20 protein-coding genes are annotated in these 17,264 nt (G+C 70.3%); 13 read left to right on the top strand and 7 right to left on the bottom strand.

Annotated features, from left to right (window positions below; all coding sequences use genetic code 11):
* The first annotated feature begins 146 nt into the window (after positions 1-146).
* On the top strand, positions 147-722 hold the full coding sequence (locus ASG48_RS12605; RefSeq protein WP_055850658.1) for an ActR/PrrA/RegA family redox response regulator transcription factor: 576 nt from the start codon (positions 147-149) through the stop codon (positions 720-722).
* A gap of 76 nt (positions 723-798) precedes the next feature.
* On the opposite strand, the gene ASG48_RS12600 is transcribed toward ASG48_RS12605, so the two are convergent.
* The 3 genes from ASG48_RS12600 to cueR form a co-directional block, all read right to left on the bottom strand.
* Positions 799-1,299, bottom strand: a complete 501-nt coding sequence (locus ASG48_RS12600) for a hypothetical protein (protein ID WP_055850185.1) — start codon at positions 1,297-1,299, stop codon at positions 799-801.
* A gap of 112 nt (positions 1,300-1,411) precedes the next feature.
* Complete coding sequence (locus ASG48_RS12595; protein WP_055850654.1) at positions 1,412-1,912, bottom strand: MmcB family DNA repair protein; 501 nt, start codon at positions 1,910-1,912, stop codon at positions 1,412-1,414.
* A gap of 175 nt (positions 1,913-2,087) precedes the next feature.
* Positions 2,088-2,492 carry a Cu(I)-responsive transcriptional regulator gene (gene cueR / locus ASG48_RS12590; RefSeq protein ID WP_055850183.1) on the bottom strand — a complete coding sequence of 135 codons (405 nt, stop codon included), beginning with the start codon at positions 2,490-2,492 and terminating at the stop codon, positions 2,088-2,090.
* 252 nt (positions 2,493-2,744) lie between these two features.
* Here cueR and ASG48_RS12585 point away from each other — a divergent pair, with 252 nt between their 5' ends.
* On the top strand, positions 2,745-3,464 hold the full coding sequence (locus tag ASG48_RS12585; protein ID WP_156381587.1) for a L,D-transpeptidase: 720 nt from the start codon (positions 2,745-2,747) through the stop codon (positions 3,462-3,464).
* A 162-nt stretch (positions 3,465-3,626) separates the two neighbouring features.
* Here the strand turns inward: ASG48_RS12585 and ASG48_RS12580 are convergent, their stop codons facing one another.
* From ASG48_RS12580 to ASG48_RS12570, 3 genes are all read right to left on the bottom strand, one after another.
* Positions 3,627-4,286 carry a ceramidase domain-containing protein gene (locus ASG48_RS12580; RefSeq protein ID WP_055850178.1) on the bottom strand — a complete coding sequence of 220 codons (660 nt, stop codon included), beginning with the start codon at positions 4,284-4,286 and terminating at the stop codon, positions 3,627-3,629.
* Positions 4,287-4,479: 193 nt separating this feature from the next.
* Complete coding sequence (locus ASG48_RS12575) at positions 4,480-4,743, bottom strand: hypothetical protein (RefSeq protein ID WP_055850175.1); 264 nt, start codon at positions 4,741-4,743, stop codon at positions 4,480-4,482.
* 166 nt (positions 4,744-4,909) lie between these two features.
* A complete protein-coding gene (locus ASG48_RS12570) occupies positions 4,910-5,347 on the bottom strand; it encodes a YqaA family protein (RefSeq protein ID WP_055850173.1) in 438 nt (145 codons plus the stop codon).
* A 161-nt stretch (positions 5,348-5,508) separates the two neighbouring features.
* Here ASG48_RS12570 and ASG48_RS12565 point away from each other — a divergent pair, with 161 nt between their 5' ends.
* The 11 genes from ASG48_RS12565 (at position 5,509) to ASG48_RS12515 (ending at position 16,839) form a co-directional block, all read left to right on the top strand.
* On the top strand, positions 5,509-5,943 hold the full coding sequence (locus ASG48_RS12565; protein ID WP_055850171.1) for a DUF2852 domain-containing protein: 435 nt from the start codon (positions 5,509-5,511) through the stop codon (positions 5,941-5,943).
* 132 nt (positions 5,944-6,075) lie between these two features.
* Complete coding sequence (locus ASG48_RS12560; RefSeq protein ID WP_055850169.1) at positions 6,076-6,834, top strand: SprT family zinc-dependent metalloprotease; 759 nt, start codon at positions 6,076-6,078, stop codon at positions 6,832-6,834.
* Positions 6,835-6,942: 108 nt separating this feature from the next.
* The gene (locus tag ASG48_RS12555) at positions 6,943-7,617 is read left to right on the top strand and encodes a phosphoribosylanthranilate isomerase (RefSeq protein WP_055850167.1); all 675 of its coding nucleotides are present in this window, start codon (positions 6,943-6,945) and stop codon (positions 7,615-7,617) included.
* Positions 7,614-8,834, top strand: a complete 1,221-nt coding sequence (trpB, locus tag ASG48_RS12550; RefSeq protein WP_055850165.1) for a tryptophan synthase subunit beta — start codon at positions 7,614-7,616, stop codon at positions 8,832-8,834. The genes ASG48_RS12555 and trpB overlap by 4 nt, the downstream gene beginning before the upstream one ends.
* A complete protein-coding gene (locus ASG48_RS12545) occupies positions 8,831-9,043 on the top strand; it encodes a hypothetical protein (protein WP_055850163.1) in 213 nt (70 codons plus the stop codon). Before trpB ends, ASG48_RS12545 begins: the two co-directional genes overlap by 4 nt.
* A gap of 79 nt (positions 9,044-9,122) precedes the next feature.
* On the top strand, positions 9,123-9,533 hold the full coding sequence (locus ASG48_RS12540) for a hypothetical protein (RefSeq protein WP_055850162.1): 411 nt from the start codon (positions 9,123-9,125) through the stop codon (positions 9,531-9,533).
* A gap of 107 nt (positions 9,534-9,640) precedes the next feature.
* Entirely contained in the window at positions 9,641-11,182 is a 1,542-nt protein-coding gene (locus ASG48_RS12535; protein WP_055850160.1) for an acetolactate synthase large subunit, read from the top strand.
* 116 nt (positions 11,183-11,298) lie between these two features.
* Complete coding sequence (gene trpA / locus ASG48_RS12530; protein ID WP_055850158.1) at positions 11,299-12,132, top strand: tryptophan synthase subunit alpha; 834 nt, start codon at positions 11,299-11,301, stop codon at positions 12,130-12,132.
* A gap of 185 nt (positions 12,133-12,317) precedes the next feature.
* Positions 12,318-13,241: an acetyl-CoA carboxylase, carboxyltransferase subunit beta gene (gene accD / locus ASG48_RS12525; protein WP_055850157.1), complete on the top strand. Its 924-nt coding sequence runs from the start codon at positions 12,318-12,320 to the stop codon at positions 13,239-13,241.
* Between the two features lie 37 nt (positions 13,242-13,278).
* Entirely contained in the window at positions 13,279-14,613 is a 1,335-nt protein-coding gene (locus tag ASG48_RS12520) for a folylpolyglutamate synthase/dihydrofolate synthase family protein (RefSeq protein WP_055850154.1), read from the top strand.
* A gap of 336 nt (positions 14,614-14,949) precedes the next feature.
* Positions 14,950-16,839 carry an EAL domain-containing protein gene (locus ASG48_RS12515; RefSeq protein ID WP_244486896.1) on the top strand — a complete coding sequence of 630 codons (1,890 nt, stop codon included), beginning with the start codon at positions 14,950-14,952 and terminating at the stop codon, positions 16,837-16,839.
* Between the two features lie 88 nt (positions 16,840-16,927).
* Here ASG48_RS12515 and trxA read toward each other — a convergent pair whose 3' ends face one another.
* The gene (gene trxA, locus ASG48_RS12510) at positions 16,928-17,248 is read right to left on the bottom strand and encodes a thioredoxin (protein WP_055850151.1); all 321 of its coding nucleotides are present in this window, start codon (positions 17,246-17,248) and stop codon (positions 16,928-16,930) included.
* Positions 17,249-17,264 lie beyond the last annotated feature (16 nt).

Raw genomic sequence — 17,264 nt, 5'->3', positions numbered from 1 at the left:
TCCCGATCGCCGTCCCGAAGGCACCGCCGCCCTTCACGATATGCGTGAGGGGCCGGTCGCCGCGTTGAAGGATCGGCGGGAGGTCTCCAGATTGGAGAGGATCCAGAGAAGACGAACGAAATCCGCCCGAGGAGACAGCCATGGTCATGGTCAGCGAAGACCTCTCCGCCCCGCCGCTCAAGATGAAACTGCCCGCCGGCGACAGGTCGCTCCTGCTGGTCGACGACGACCGTCCGTTCCTGCAGCGCATGAGCCGGGCGCTGGAACAGCGCGGCTTCGAGGTCGTGACCGCCGAGAGCGTGGCGGCCGGGCTTGCGGTCCTGCGCGCCCGAGCGCCGGCCTATGCCGTGGTCGACATGCGCCTTCTCGACGGAAACGGGCTCGACGTCATCGAGGCGCTGCAGCGCGCGCGCGACGACGCGCGGGTCGTGGTCCTCACCGGCTACGGCAATATCGCGACGGCGGTGACCGCCGTGAAGCTCGGCGCCATCGACTATCTCGCCAAGCCCGCCGACGCGGACGAGGTGATCGGGGCCCTGATGCGCGACTCCGGCGACCGCGCCGAGCCGCCGGAAAACCCGATGTCGGCCGACCGGGTGCGCTGGGAACACATCCAGCGCATCTACGAACTGTGCGACCGCAACGTCTCGGAGACGGCGCGCCGCCTCTCCATGCACAGGCGCACGCTCCAGCGCATCCTGGCCAAGCGCGCGCCGCGCTGATCGAAGCGCCTGTCGTCGGAACGCTCGGAAAGGCCCGCCCGTCGCGGGCCTTTTTCATGGGTGCGGCCTCGAACGCCTAGTGCGCGCCGTCCTCTGCCGCGCCGGGCTCGGCCATCGGGTCGATGCCCTCCAGCGGGTTCCCGCCCGTGTCCTCGTAGGCGAAGATCGCGCAGGCCTCCTCGTTGGAGGTCGGCACCGCCGTGCCCTCGAAGGCGGCGAGGATGACGCCGGCATCGTCGACATCCTGGCTGGCGCTCCAGATGGCGAGATAGGTCGCCTCCGCGCCGCACAGGCGGTTGCCGTTGAGAAGAACGGGATTGCCGGGCGTCGCCACCCGGTAGACCGAGGCGCCCATCGTCTCGCCGTCGACCTCGATCGTGTCGGCGACGAGGTCGGAGAAGGCGAGCGTCGCGCCGGTCTGGAAGGTCACCTGCCGGTCGTCGATCTCGAGATCGCCGGTGATGGCCATGGCCGTGTTGCTGACCGCGATCCAGCGGTCGGCGAGGACGGGATCGGCGGTGCCTGCGAGAAGGACGGCGACGAGGGCGAACGCGGCTGCGAGCGGGCGAGGGGACATCGGATCGACCTCCGGAAGGGGACGGGCGCGGGCTGGCCGCGGCAGGCGCCGGGCATCCCACGCGGCGGGGGCCTTGTCGAGCCATCCGGCGCCCCGTTCTCAGCCGGGACGGTCAGGTCCCGAGCGGCTCGCCGGTCATGAAGGGATTGGCCGCCCATTCGGCCTGGAGGAGGCGGTCGGCGGACAGGCGCCCGAAGCGCAGCGTCAGCGCGCGGCGCGTCGCCGGGGCGAGCTTTTCCTCCGGCGCCTCGCGCAGGATCTCCGCGCCGTAGCCGTCGGACAGGATCAGCCCGCAATCCTGCGGGAAGATCGCGAGCGGGACACCGGGATGGGTGGCGAAATAGAGCCGGTCGCAATGCTGGCGGTAGCTCGGCCATTTTCGGTCGACCCGGAAGTCCTCGATCGAGGTCTTGATCTCGACGATCGACACCTCGCCCTTGTCGGAAAGGCAGACGAGATCGGCCCGGCGGCCCGAATCCAGCGGCATCTCCGGCAGGACGGCGATGCGGTTGGCGATCATCAGCCTCTGCACGCCGCGCCGGACCATCAGCGCCCGTTCGGACTGACGGCCGTCGACGAGCGGATCGCGGGAGAAGGGCGAGACGAGGGGCATGGAAGAGAGATAGCCGGCCAGCGCGCCGTCGATCAAGCGAAACCCGAACGGACAGGGAACGTGCGACAGGCTGACTCGGCGCCGGGCCGCGATGCGTGCCGCGGCATGGCCGCTCCGTGGAGGGGCGGGGTCAGGCCCGGCGGCCGGCGGTCGCCCGCCGGCCGAGGGATGGGGTTCACGCCGGAGCGTGGACCCGTGTCCTCGAGATCTCCTCGAGGATGGGGCAGTCGGGTCCGCTGCCCCCGTGACATTGCTCGGCGAGCGTCGAAAGCGACCGTTTCAGGGAGTTGAGCTCCTCGATCTTGCGGTCGATCTCGGCCATCCGCCGGCTGGCGATTCGCTTCACGTCCTCGCTGCGCCGCGCGCCATCCTCGTAGAGAGCCAGCAGTCGCCGGGCCTCTTCGATCGAGAAACCGAGAGAACGCGAGCGCTGCAGGAAACGCAGAAGATGAACATCGCGCTCCTGATAATTGCGGTAGCCGTTTCCCGATCTGGCAGGCCTGACCAGCCCGACTTCCTCGTAATAGCGGATGGTCTTGGGCGGGAGCCCAGACAATCTGGACGCCTCTCCGATATTCATGGAAAGCCCTCATGCGTCATGCTGTCGTCCCAACGGGGCCATAGATGTTGTTCGAGGCACCGTGCGTCAACTGTGACCGTGCGGCAACAAGTATTTGTTTAACCACGTCGTGTTCCAATGCGCTCATTGCCTCCACGGTGGGCGCGCGGCATATCGAAGAGGTGGTTTCCGATGGGCCCTTCGCGTACCGCGTGCTTTGCCCGGCAGACGGCTCCAACCCATCACTCCAACTTGGCTTACGTGATGACTTCGATGAAGATTGCCCTGGCCGGCCTCGCCGTGCTCTCGACCGCCGCCATGTCGGGCTGCGCGAGCTCGAACCAGCAGGCTCAGATTTCCCGTGCTCCGGTGAGCATGGCCTATACGGCGCCGGCGCCGATGACGGGCAGCAGCCTGGCGACCGTGAACGCCATCGGCTACGGCGCGACGGTGGACGACGGCTTCGCGCTGCCGGCCATCCCGACCGACCGCATCGACCCGCAATATCTGCGCCAGCGCGTCACCTTCGAGGAAGGCCGCAACTACCCGGCCGGCACCGTCGTCGTCGATACGCCGAACCGCTTCCTCTATGTCGTCGAGAACGACGGCATGGCCATGCGCTACGGCATCGGCGTCGGCAAGACGGGCTTCTCCTGGGCGGGCGAGGCCAATATCCGCAACAAGCAGCATTGGCCCAAGTGGTTTCCGCCGGCCGAAATGATCGACCGCAAGCCCGAGCTCGAGCCCTATCGCACGGGCATGGAACCCGGCCTGACCAACCCGCTCGGCGCCCGCGCGCTTTATCTCTACCAGGGCGGCAAGGACACGCTGTTCCGCCTGCACGGCACGCCGGAATGGTGGACCATCGGCACCGCCGCCTCCTCGGGCTGCATCCGCCTGATGAACCAGGACATCATCGACCTCTACGAGCGCGTTCCCATGGACGCCCGCGTCGTCGTCAAGCAGGGCCGCGAGCGGCTCGCGCAGCGCTAGGCGCTCACGGGGCGCCGGCCCGTCCGGCGTCATCGCAAGTTTCAAGGCGGGGGACCGTCTGGCCGGACGCTTCGGGGGAAGCGTCCGGCCGTTTCGTTTCTGGTGGGGCCGCGACGGCCCGTCGCCGCCGGGGATGCGGCGCGCCGTCGCGCGATGTTCCGCTCAGCTCCGGTCGCCCGGCCCGCGCGGCGGAAGCGGCGCGGCGGCGCGGATGAGGAGCGCCAGAACCGCCGCGTTCAGGATGTGCCAGAGGAAATGCGTGCCGAGCGGCAGCGCCTCGCAGATCGGGCCGTCCGCCATGCGGAAGGCGAGCGACACCGTGAAGACGGCGCCCGCGCCGAGCACCAGCGTCTTAGCAGGCCTGCCCGCGCAGGCCAGCCATGAGCCGATGCCGAAGAGCGCCAGAAGCGCCCCGGCATAGGCGGCGGACGAGCCGAGGATCGGCGAGAGGGCCGGCTCGAGAAGGATCGACAGGCCGAAAAACGCCGCTGTGCCGCCCAAGGCGGCCGCCTTGCCGAGCCCGACGAGGCGATGCAGCGCGAAGCCGAAATAGGCGTGGATGAACACGGCGATCGGAACCGTGTCGGCAAGCACCGACCAGCGGTTGGCGAAGGTGTGGAAGAGAAACGATCCGACGCCGATCACGCCGGCCAGCGCGGCGAAGACGATCAGCGCCCGGCTCTGCGGGAAGCGGCGATGCAGGACCCATCCGAAGCCGGCGGCGAGCAGGAAGGCGAGGTTCGACGCGGCGTTGACGGGCTCGGCCCACAAGGCGGCGCTCGTGCGCTCGCAATAGGCGTCGATCGCCTGCGTCCACTCCATCACCGAAACTTCGCCATTCCACGCGCCTTATCGAGGCTTGTCGAGGCCAGGGCCCGGCTCGGCCGTATCATCGGCTCCGACAGAGACGGCCGAACCCTGTGGATCGCGGCCAGACCTTCGGGCGGCCATCGCGACCCCCGGTCGGCGCGATCTGTCAGAGGGCGCGGCCGCTTGGCCGCGCGCGAGTCTCGCCTCAGGCCTCGACGGGACGCCGGGCCGTGTCGATGTCGAGCGGGTCGTGGGCCGAGACGGCGCCGGCCGCCTGCGCGGCGGCATAGAGCTGGTCGATGTCCTGCGCGCGCAGGAAGGGACGCCCTTCCAGGGTGCGGCGGCGCCGGCCGCCGGGGCCGGTCTCGACGACGGTCGGTATGGCCGTCTCGCCGCGCATGGCGCGTTCGCCGAGATCCTCCGGCGTCGTCCGCTCGAAACGAAGGGTGGTGGTCAGCCATTCGATCATGAGGGCGCTCCGGTGAGGTGAGGGGCCGTCCGAAGGGCAGGATACAGCCTTTGGACGGGAGCGAAACGGGGGCGGAGGGTGCCCGTTCCTGGAATCTTGCGATTTCATTAAAACGTCATCGTCGCACCCCTGTCGCGGGCGCTTTTCGCGGCTTTCGCCCGGCCGGTCAGGCGCCGGCCCAGAGCGTGGCGGAGGCGACGAGACCGTAGCGGGCGAGCTTGCCGAGACCGACGAGGAGGACGAAGATCCATAGCGGAACGCGTGCGAGGCCCGCCGCCACGGTGAGCGCGTCCCCCACCACGGGCAGGAAGGAGAAGGGCAGGGCATAGAGGCCGAAGCGGCGGAACAGCGCCGTGCCGCGGTCGAGCGCCTTCTGCGAGACCGGGAACCAGCGGCGGTCGCGGAAATGCTCGATGGAACGCCCCATCGCCCAGTTCACCACCGAGCCGAGCGTGTTGGCGAGCGAGGCGACGAGGATCGCGGTCGCGGGATCGCCCCCGCGCAGGAGAAGCGCCGCCAGCACCGCCTCCGAGGCGCCCGGCAGCACGGTCGCCGAGAGGAAGGCGGCCGCGAAGAGGCCGGCAAGGCCCGCCGTCTCGCTCAAGACCGGCCGCCTTCGGCCGCGTGGCGACAGGGCGCTTTTTGCGCGGACCGATTGAAGCGCGAAAACACCGTCACCATCTCGAAACGGTCATGCCAACGACAACCCACGGGGAAGCCGCCCATGCTTCGCCATCGTGGCCATTCGAGAGGAAGAAGACTGCGATGACTTCGCACGCACTGATCCGTCCGGCCTGGACGCCGGCGACCATCGCTCTGATGGTGCTGGGCTTCATGGTCTATTGGCCGCTTGGCCTCGCCGTCCTCGCCTATATTCTCTGGGGCGACCGGCTGGAAGCCTTCCGCACCGACGTGAACCGTTCGACGGACCGCTTTCTCGGCGCGTTCCGGCGCTCGGGCGCCCGCGTGCCCTTCGCCGCGGCCCGCACCGGCAACGTCGCCTTCGACGACTGGCGCGACGCCGAGCTCGCCCGGCTCGACGAGGAGCGCCGCCGCCTGAACGAGGCGGCCGCCGAGTTCGAGTCCTATGCCCGCGAGCTGCGCCGCGCCAAGGACCAGGAGGAGTTCGACCGCTTCATGACCGACCGTCGCCGCACCGAGCGGTCCTCGGACGTGACGCTGGACGGCCGCCCGGCCTGATCGGCCGCGATGTCGGGACGACCGGAGGCGGTCCCGCGAGGGGCCGCCTTCTTCGCGCCTCTCCTGCGGGCCGGGCGCCGTGCCGGCGTCCGGCCATCGCCGCGCAAGGGGCGGGGCGCTAGACTGGATCCCATGCCGATTCGCCTGCCCCAGTTCCTGCGCGCCCGCCGCCCCGCCATGCCGGACCGGGTGGAGATCGACGGCGGCTCCCTGCCGGTGACGGTGCGCCTCAACGCGCGGGCGCGGCGGCTGATCCTGCGGCTGGCGCCCGGCGGGGAGGGCGTGGTCGTCACGCTCCCGCGCGGCACGGCGCCGGCGGCGGTGGCAAGCTTTCTCGAGCGCCATCGCGGCTGGATCGAGGACCGGCGGTCGCGGCTCGGCGGCGCCATCCGCGTCGAGCCCGGCGCGGTCCTGCCCTTTCGTGGCCGCGCGCTGCAGCTCGTGGGCGATCCCGCGCCCCGCCTCCTGCGGCTGGAGGAGGGCGAGGACGGTCTTCTCCTTCGCGTCGGCGGCGAGCCGCAGCGCTTCGCCCGGCGCGTCGGCGACTTCCTCAAGCGCGAGGCGCGGCGCGATCTGCAGGCCGCCGTCGACCGGCATGCGGCGAGCGTCTCGCTGCGCCCGGCCTCGCTCAGCCTGAAGGACACGAAGAGCCGCTGGGGCTCCTGCACCAGCGACCGCCGGCTCGCCTTCTCCTGGCGCATCGTGATGGCCCCGCCCTTCGTGCTCGACTATCTCGCCGCCCACGAGGTGGCCCATTTCGTCGAGATGAACCATGGCCCGGCCTTCTGGGCGCTGTGCACGCGCCTGTGCCCGCGCACGCAGGAGGCCCGCGCCTGGCTGAAGCGCGAGGGCGCAGCGCTCCACACGGTGGACTTCCGGCCCGCCCCGTAGCTGCGACGGCACGCCGGCCGCGCCATGCCTTTACAAGCCCTTCGCCGGGGCGCGATATGGCGCCGGCCGCCTCTGCGCCGGCCGGGATACGGACGAGGGACGGAACGCGTGCAGCGACCCGACGTGAAGATCTGCGGCCTCTCGACGCGCGAGACGATCGACGCGGCCCTGTCGCGCGGCGCCTCGCATGTCGGCTTCGTGCATTTTCTGAAGAGCCCCCGGCATCTCGACCTGCGGGCCATGGCGGAGCTTGCCGGCCATGTCGGCGCGCGCGCGCGCACGGTCGTCGTCACCGTCGATCCCGACGACGGGCTTCTCGACGAGATCGCCCGCCTCGTGCGGCCGGACATGATCCAGCTCCATGGCAGGGAGACGCCGGAGCGCGTGGCGGCGGTGCGCGCCCGCACCGGGCTCGGCGTCATGAAGGCGATCTCCATCGGCACGCCCGAGGACGTTGCGGGCGTGGCGCGCTACCGCGAGGCGGCCGACCGCCTCCTTCTCGACGCCAAGCGGCCGAAGGATTCCGTCCTGCCGGGCGGCAACGGCGTCTCCTTCGACTGGCGCCTTCTCGCCGCGCTTGACCCGGCGCTGGCGCCCATGCTTTCCGGGGGGCTCGACGCCGGCAATGTCGGCGCCGCGCTCGCGATCGCCCGGCCCGCCGGGCTCGACGTCTCCTCCGGCGTCGAGAGCGCGCCCGGCGTCAAGGACGTCTCGCGCATCCATTCCTTCTTCGACGCGCTGGAACTGGCGCTCGGAGGCCAAGACAGGGCCAGAGCCTCGTGACCATCGAACCGCAGCCGAATTCCTTCCGCGCCGGACCCGACGAAGAGGGCCGCTTCGGCCTGTTCGGCGGTCGCTTCGTGGCCGAGACGCTGATGCCGCTGATCCTCGATCTCGAGGCGCACTGGAAGCACGCGCGCACCGACCCGGCCTTCAAGGCCGAGCTCGACAATCTCAACACGCATTATACAGGCCGCCCCTCGCCGCTCTATTTCGCCGAGCGGCTGACCGAGCATCTCGGCGGCGCCAAGATCTATTTCAAGCGCGACGAGCTGAACCACACGGGCAGCCACAAGATCAACAACTGCCTCGGCCAGATCCTGCTGGCGCGGCGCATGGGCAAGACGCGCATCATCGCCGAGACGGGCGCCGGCCAGCACGGCGTCGCCTCGGCCACCGTCGCCGCCCGCTTCGGCCTGCCCTGCGTGGTCTATATGGGCGCGACCGACGTCGAGCGGCAGGCGCCCAACGTCTTCCGCATGAAGCTCCTCGGCGCCGAGGTCGTGCCCGTCACCGCCGGCCACGGCACGCTCAAGGACGCCATGAACGAGGCGCTCCGCGACTGGGTGACCAATGTCGAGAACACCTACTACCTCATCGGCACCGCCGCCGGCCCGCACCCCTATCCCGAGCTGGTGCGCGAGTTCCAGTCGGTGATCGGCAAGGAGACGCGTGAGCAGATGATGGCCGCCGAAGGGCGCCTGCCGGACATGCTCGTCGCCGCCGTCGGCGGCGGCTCCAACGCCATCGGCCTCTTCCACCCCTTCCTCGACGACCGCGACGTGAGGATCGTCGGCGTGGAGGCGGGCGGCAAGGGGCTCGACGGCGAGGAGCACTGCGCCTCGCTCACCGCCGGCTCGCCGGGCGTGCTCCACGGCAACCGCACCTATCTCCTGCAGGACGGCGACGGGCAGATCAAGGAAGGCCATTCCATCTCGGCCGGCCTCGACTATCCGGGCATCGGCCCGGAACATTCCTGGCTGAAGGATTCGGGCCGCGTCGAATACGTGCCCATCATGGACCGCGAGGCGCTCGACGCCTTCCAGCTCCTCACCCGCCTCGAAGGCATCATCCCCGCGCTCGAGCCCGCCCACGCGCTGGCCGAGGTGATCAAGCGCGCGCCGACCATGGGCCGCGACCAGATCATCGTGATGAATCTCTGCGGCCGCGGCGACAAGGACGTGTTCACGGCGGCCAAGCACCTGGGCGTGGAGCTGTGAGCGAGGAGGGCGGCGCCCGGACAGATCCGGCCGACCGGACCGAAGCGGCGTACGAGACGCTGCTGAACGCCCGGTCGATCGAGATCGAAGGTGCCACCCTCGCCAAGATCCTTCTGCTCCTGCGCAAAGTGGTCAATTCCCAGAGCAATTCCTTGCTGCTCGTCGGCAAGGCCGTCACGCAGGAATTGAGCGGCGAGGATCTCCGGTGATCCTCCGAGGAGATTTCGAGTTCGATGAGCCTGATCGACGACATCGCGGTCGAACTGGCCCGGGAGGCGAAGGCCCGCGATGCGTGAGGCCGGTCGCAGCCCGTTTCAGGAAATCGCCGGCGGCAAGACGGAACTCACGGACCTCATGGCGCGGGTCGATGCCCGCCTCAAGGCAGGCGACGGCACGGGAGGCGGGAGCGGCATGGAAGCGCGGGTTGCAAGGCTGGAAGCCAATGTCGAGCATATCCAGCGCGACGTCTCCGATCTGCGCCAGGATTCGCGCGAGTTGCGCAACGACATGCGCGACGTCCGCGAACGGCTCGTCAGACTGGAGGAAAAGGTCTCGCATCTTCCCGGCAAGGGGTTCATCACGTCCGCCCTTCTCGCCACGCTGGCCGTCGTGACCGGGCTCATCGTGTTCCAGTCGCGGATCGAGGCCTATGTGACGGGGCGCCCCGCACCGCTCCCGCCCGTCCAGACCACACCCTGAATGACCGAGGCCTTCCCCGCTCGGGCGCGTCCGCCGTCCGCGCGGGAGAGAGGGTCGCCAACGACGCGCCGGCGTCTCGACCGGCGCGCAAGGGAGGAAGGCCGACCATGAACGGCGCCGAAAGTCTCGTCCGCACGCTGCTGGCGTCGGGCATCGACACCTGTTTCGCCAATCCCGGCACGAGCGAGATGCATTTCGTCGCCGCGCTCGACCAGATTCCGGGCCTGCGCTGCGTGCTCGGCTTGCAGGAGAATGTCGTCACCGGCATGGCGGACGGCTACTGCCGCATGGCGGAGAAGCCCGCCGCCACGCTCCTGCATTGCGGGCCGGGCCTCGCCAACGGTCTCGCCAATCTCCACAACGCCCGGCGCGCGCGGAGCGCCATCGTCAACATCGTCGGCGACCAGGCGACCTATCACCGCCCGCACGACGCGCCGCTGACGGCCGACACGGATGCGCTCGCCCGCACCGTCTCGGCCTGGACGCGCACGACGGCTGAGGCCGGCGATGTCGGGCGGGACGCGGCGATCGCCGTACAGGCCGCGCGCGCCCATCCCGGCCAGATCGCCACGCTGATCCTGCCCTCCGACGCTTCCTGGAGCGCCGGCGGGCGCGTCGGCGAGGCGCTCGGCGCCCCCGCACCCGCGCCGCTCGATCCCGGCGCCGTGGAGACCGCCGCGCGTCTCCTGCGAAACGGCGGCCGCACGCTCCTGCTTCTGGCCGGCAGCGCGGCTCTGGCGCCCGGCCAGGGGCTCGCCCACCGGCTGGCGCGGGCGAGCGGGGCCGGCGTCATGTTCGATTTCGTCAACGCCCGCATGGCGCGCGGCCGCGGCCGGCTGGCGGCGGCGCGCGTGCCCTACGCCATGAGCGAGGCGATCGCGGCGCTGGCGCCCTTCGACACGATCCTCCTCGTCGGCGCCAAGCCGCCGGTCGGCTTCTTCGCCTATCCCGGCCTTCCCTCCGTGCAATACGCCCCGACGGCGCGCCTCCACGTCCTGTCGCGCCCCGAGCAGGACGGCGTCGCCGCGCTCCAGGCGCTGGTGGACGTCATCGGGGCGCCCGAGGCGCCCTTCGAGGCCTCGGGACCCGCGCCGGAGCCGGCCCGCGGCGCGGTGACGCCGGAGGCCTTCGCGCAGACGCTCGCCGCGCTGATGCCGGAGGAGGCGATCGTCTCGGACGAGAGCATCACCTTCGGCCGCGCGCTTCTGGGCGCCACCCACGTCGCCGCGCCGCACGACTGGCTGCAGCTCACCGGCGGGGCCATCGGCGACGGGCTGCCCGTGGCGACGGGGGCGGCCATCGGCGCGGGCGCCGCGCGGCGCGTGGTGAGCCTCCAGGCGGACGGCTCGGCCATGTATTCGCTGCAGTCCCTGTGGACGCAGGCGCGCGAGAACCTGCCCTGCACGACGATCGTCTTCTCGAACCGCCGCTACGAGATCCTGATCGGCGAGTATCGCGCCGTCGGCGCGACGCCCGGCCCCACCGCCATGGACATGCTCGATCTCGGCCGCCCCGATCTCGACTGGGTGAAGCTGGCCGGCGGCATGGGCGTGGAGGGCGCGCGGGCCGAGACGATGGAGGCCTGCGCGGACCTCATGCGCCACAGCTTCGCCCGGCCCGGCCCCTTCCTCATCGAACTCGCGATCTGAGGCGCGCGGGGCCGGGCGCTTGAGTTCGGGCCCCCGTGTCAGTATTCGACGCGAACGACAACACGCGGTCCGGCGGCCCCGCCGGCCGGTCCGAAGGTCCCTTGCGAAAGCTTTCCATGACCGACCGTATCGAACGACGCTTCGCCGAGCTCGCCAGCCAAGGCCGCCCGGCGCTCGTCACCTTCCTGATGGCCGGCGACCCGGACCTCGAGACGGCCTTTCAGATCATGCAGGGCCTGCCGGCGGCCGGGGCCGACCTCATCGAGCTCGGCATGCCCTTCTCCGATCCCATGGCCGACGGGCCGGCCATCCAGCGCGCCGGGCTGCGGGCGCTGAAGGGCGGCATGACGCTGAGGAAGACGCTCGAGGTCGTCCGGCGCTTCCGGGCCGAGGAGGGCGACACGCCGGTCATCCTCATGGGCTATTTCAACCCGATCTACATCTACGGCGTCGAGGCCTTCGTGGCCGATGCGAGGGCGGCCGGCGTCGACGGGCTGATCGTCGTCGACCTGCCGCCGGAAATGGACGACGAACTCTGCCTGCCGGCGCTCGCCGCCGGCCTCAACTTCATCCGGCTCGCCACGCCCACCACCGACGACAAGCGCCTGCCGGCGGTGCTGAAGAACACGTCCGGCTTCGTCTACTACGTCTCGATCACCGGCATCACCGGCTCGGCCGCGCCGGATGCGGGCAAGGTCGCGGCGGCGGTCGAGCGCATCAAGCGCCACACGGACCTGCCGGTCTGCGTCGGCTTCGGCGTGCGCGGCGCCGATCAGGCGCGCGAGATCGGGCGCGGGGCGGACGGCGTCGTCGTCGGCTCGGCCCTCGTCCAGGCGCTGGAGACCTCGCTCGCCGAGGGCAAGGCCGGCGCGGCGACGCCCGAGGCCGTCCTCTCGCTGGTGCGCGAGATCGCCGGCGGCGTCGCCGCGTCCCGCACGCCCGGCGCCTGACGAGCGGGACGCGGGCCCGGCCGGGCAGGGCTCTCGTGCCTGCCGCCTTGCGGATGCCCGCGTTTCGCGCCATGTGAAGCGCTGACGGCCCGGCCGCGCCCTTTCGGGGCGCCCGGCGCTCCTTTCCGGCGGCCGCGATCCCTCGAAGAGACAGGGGCGGCGCCCAGCTGCGGGACACGACCTCCTTGAACTGGATCACCAACTACGTCCGCCCGAAGATCTCCAGCCTGCTCGCGCCGCGCGAGACGCCGGAGAATCTCTGGATCAAGTGTCCCGAGACCGGGGAGATGGTCTTCCACAAGGACCTCGAGGCCAACCAGCAGGTCATTCCCTCCTCCGGGCACCACATGCGCATCACCGCCAAGGAGCGCCTGCGCTTCTTCATGGACGAGGGCGCCTACGAGAGCGTCGAGCTGCCCAAGGTGCCGCTCGACCCGCTGAAGTTCCGCGACGAGCGCCGCTACACGGACCGCCTGAAGGACAGCCGCGCCAAGACCGGCCTCGAGGACGCCGTCCTCGTCGCGCTCGGCGCCATCGAGGCACTGCCGATCGTGGCGGCCGTGCAGGACTTCTCCTTCATGGGCGGCTCGCTCGGCATGGCGGCCGGCGAGGCGATCGTGACGGCGGCCGAGAAGGCCGTCGAGCATCACCGCCCGCTCGTCCTCTTCGCGGGCTCGGGCGGCGCGCGCATGCAGGAGGGCATCCTCTCGCTCATGCAGCTGCCGCGCACCACCGTGGCGGTGGAGATGGTGAAGGAGGCGGGGCTTCCCTACATCGTCGTCCTCACCAATCCGACCACCGGCGGCGTGACCGCCTCCTACGCCATGCTCGGAGACGTGCATATCGCCGAGCCCGGCGCGCTGATCGGCTTCGCCGGTCCGCGCGTCATCGAGCAGACCATCCGCGAGAAGCTGCCCGAGGGATTCCAGCGCTCGGAATATCTGATGGAGCACGGCATGGTGGACCTCGTCGTGCACCGCCACGAGCTGAAAGGCACGATCGCGCGCCTCCTCAAGGTGCTCCTGCACCGCGAGGGCGCGGCGGGGGCCGTCGGCGAGGTGGGCCCGCTCGGCGAGCCGGAGGCGCTCCGGCCGGAAGCGGCGGAGTGAGCCGCCGGTCGATTCCGGGCGCGGGAGACGGGCGTCCATGACGAAGACATCGCTCGCCGCCGCGAGCATCGAGGCGCTGATGGAGCGCCACGACAAGGGCATCGACCTCTCGCTCGACCGGGTGCGCCGGCTTCTGGCCGTCCTCGGCGATCCGCAGAACCGCCTGCCGCCGGTGATCCACGTCGCCGGCACCAACGGCAAGGGCTCGGTCACCGCCTTCTGCCGCGCCATTCTCGAGGCGGGGGGCACGTCCGTGCACGTCCACACCTCGCCCCATCTCGTCAACTGGCACGAACGCTACCGGCTCGGCCGCAAGGGCGGCCCCGGCCAGCTCGTGGACGATGCCGAGCTCGCCGAGGCGGTCGAGACCGTGTCGCGCGCCAATGACGGGCAGCCGATCACCGTCTTCGAGATCCTGACGGCGGTGACCTTCCTCCTCTTCTCGCGCCATCCCGCCGAGGCGGCGGTGCTGGAGGTCGGGCTCGGCGGGCGCTTCGACGCGACCAACGTGATCCAGCGCCCGGCCGTCTCCGTCATCACCTCGGTCTCGCTCGACCACCAGTCCTATCTCGGCGACCGGGTGGAGCTGATCGCCGCCGAGAAGGGCGGCATCATCAAGAAGGGCACGCCGCTCGTCATCGGCCAGCAGAGCGAGCCCGTCGTGCTCGAGGTGCTCACCGCCATGGCCGACCGGGTGGGCGCGCCCGTCATGGCCTATGGCGAGGGGTTCTTCGCCTACGAGGAGCGCGGGCGGCTGGTCTACCAGGACGAGGCGGGCCTTCTCGACCTGCCGCTGCCGCGCCTGCCGGGCCGCCACCAGATGGTGAACGCCGCGACGGCGATCGCCGCGCTCCGCCATGCGGGCTTCGCCCCGAGCGACCGCGCCATCGAGGCGGGCATCGCCCAGGCCGAGTGGCCCGCCCGCCTGCAGCGCATCACCTCCGGCCCGCTCGCGCGCATCGTCACGCCCGGCGCCGAGCTCTGGCTCGACGGCGGCCACAATCCGGGCGCGGGCGCGGCCATCGCCGAGACGATCGCCGACATGGAGGACAAGGTCCAGCGCCCGCTCTTCCTCATCGTCGGCATGCTGCGCACCAAGGATCCGATCGGCTTCTTCGAGGCCTTCTCGGGCATGGCGCGCCACGTCTTCACCGTGCCGGTCGACGCGTCCGACGCCGGCTTCGAGCCCGACGACCTCGCCGACGCCGCGCTCGACGCGGGCCTGGACGCCGAGCCCTGCGCCAGCGTGGAGGAGGCGCTGCGCCTCGTCTCGACCAACTGGCAGGCGACGCCGGCCCCCCGCTTCCTCATCTGCGGCTCGCTCTATCTCGCCGGCGCGGTCCTCGCCCAGTCGGGCCTCGCGCCGCGATAGACGCGCCGCCTTGCCACGGCGGTCCGCCCGCGGACGGGCGAGGCAAGCCCCCGCGCCGGATCGCCGTGCCACGTCTTCCAGCGGCAACCCCTCGCGCCCCGGCACGGGCCGAGGATGACGCAGCGAAATTAGAAGTCATGGTTATATTATAAATTCTATACGACCATGCTTCTGCTTGGCGATGGTACGACATCCTCTCGCATCAACCTCAGGATGCTGAAGATTATCGCTTCGGTCTAACGGCGAATTTACGAGATCGTGGGAAGGTCCGGCAAAGTCTGGAGTCTCGACATGCGTTCGCCGGCAAGAATTCTGCGTTGGTTCAGGATCGGCTCGGTGGATTCCGAGTTGGCGATGGCGCAATACGGCGAATTGCGGCGCCAGATTCCGTTGCTCTATGCTCTCCTCAGCGTCAATGCGGTGGCCGTCGCCTATACCCATCAGGCGGTCGCGCCGCCCGTGATGAGCACGTGGATCCCGGCCTTTCTCGTCTTGGCCTGCCTCGCGCGCCTCGCGATGTGGCTGCTGCGGCCGGCCAAGGCCGTGGCGCCGGGCGAGGCCGTGACGCTGCTGCGCCGCACCACCATTCTCGGAACGGTCCTGGCGCTCGCCTTCATCGTCTGGTCGCTGAAGCTCGGCGACTACGGCGGCGAGCGCGAGCACGCCCATGTCGCGCTCTTCATCGCCATCACCGTGATCGGCTGCATCTTCTGCCTGATGCATCTGCCGCAGGCGGCCCTCGTCGTGACGATCGTCGTCACCGGCCCCTATCTGGCCTATTACGTCGCCGGCGGGGACTCGGTCTATCTCGCCATCGCCATCAACATCGTTCTCGTGACGATGGTGATGATCCGCGTGCTCCTCAACAGTTTCAGGGGGTTCGAGACGCTGATCCGCACGCAGGCCGAGACGACGCGCCTGAACCGGGAGGTGACGCTCCTCGCCCATACCGACATGCTGACCGGCCTGCCCAACCGGCGCCTGTTCTTCGCCGAGCTGGAGAGCGAGCTGGAGCGCTGCCGGGACGCGGGGACGGAATTCGCCCTCGGCGTCATCGACCTCGATCGGTTCAAGGCCGCCAACGACACGTTCGGCCATCTCCTCGGCGACGAGGTGCTGGAGACGGTCGGCCGGCGGCTGCGGGCCGTGTTCGGACCGGAGCGCATGGTCGCCCGGCTCGGCGGCGACGAGTTCGCCTTCTTCCTCCCGGCAAGGGGCGATGCCGCCTGCCGCCTCGCGGACGAGGCCTGCATCGCCCTCTCCGAGCCCTTCCGCTTCGGCGACGTCACCATTTCCATCGGCGCCTCCTGCGGCGTGGCGACGACGCGCGACGTCCATGGAACGGCGCGTTCGCTCTACGAGGGCGCCGACTACGCGCTCTACAATTCCAAGAACTTCCGGCGCGGCCTCGCCACCCTCTACTCGGCCGAGCACGAGAACCGCATCCGGTCCGAACGGGCCATCGAGGCGGCGCTGCAGGCGGCCGATTTCGAGGCCGAGACCGAGATCCATCTCCAGCCCATCGTCTGCGTGCGCCGCGGGACGGTCCTCGCCGTGGAGGCGCTCGCCCGCTGGACGAGCCCGCGCGTCGGCCCGGTGCGGCCCGACATCTTCATCCCCCTCGCCGAGCGCACCGGCCGCATCCACCGCCTGACGCTGACGCTTCTCGCCAAGGCGCTCGCCTGTCTCGACCGCCTGCCGGGATCGACGAAACTGTCCTTCAACCTCTCGGCCCACGATCTGACCAGCGGCGAGACCGTCCTCGGCATGGTCTCGCTGATCCGCGCCTCCTGCCCCGATCCCTCGCGCCTCATCCTGGAACTGACCGAGACGGCCGTGCTGCGCGACTTCTCGGCGGCCGAGGACGCCATCCTTCTCCTGCGCGCCCTCGGCGTGCAGATCGCGCTCGACGACTTCGGCACCGGCCAGTCGAGCCTGAGCTACCTGCACCGGCTGCCGATCGACAACGTGAAGATCGACCGCAGCTTCCTCATGGGGTCCGGCACGCCCTCGGGCCGCCAGCTCCTCACGGCCATCGTCGCCCTCTGCAAGTCGCTGAACATGCGCTGCATCGCCGAGGGCGTGGAGGAGGAGGCGCAGCTCGCCGTCCTGTCGCAGATCGGCTGCGACGCCTATCAGGGCTACGTCTTCGCGCGGCCGATGCCCTTGGACGCCTTCCTGGCCGAGTTCGCGCCGGCGATCGAGACGCAGGACGCCGCGCGGTAGGACCGGCGGCGGGCCCGTGCTTCGGGGCCACGAAAAAGGCCCGGATCATGCGACCCGGGCCTTGTGTCGTTCTCTCGGGAAAGGCCGTTCAGGCGGCCGAGTTCTTGATCCAGTCGACGAGCTTGGACTTCGACTGCGCGCCCACCTGGACGGAAGCCGGCGCGCCGTTCTTGAACATGACGAGCGTCGGGATCGAGCGCACGCCGAACTGGGCCGCGATATCCGGGTTCTCGTCGATATTGACCTTGGCGATATGGACGGCGTCCATCTCGTTGGAGATCTCCTCCAGGCTCGGCGCGATCATCTTGCAGGGGCCGCACCACTCCGCCCAGAAGTCGACGACGACCGGCTTGTCGCTCTCCAGGACGTCGGACTTGAAATTCGAGCTGTCGATCTTCTTGGTGGCCATGGAACGGCTCTCCGGA

The sequence above is a fragment of the Aurantimonas sp. Leaf443 genome, from assembly GCF_001425575.1.
In the GTDB taxonomy this organism is placed as follows: Bacteria; Pseudomonadota; Alphaproteobacteria; order Rhizobiales; family Rhizobiaceae; genus Leaf443.
This window is presented reverse-complemented; position numbering and strand designations above follow the sequence as displayed.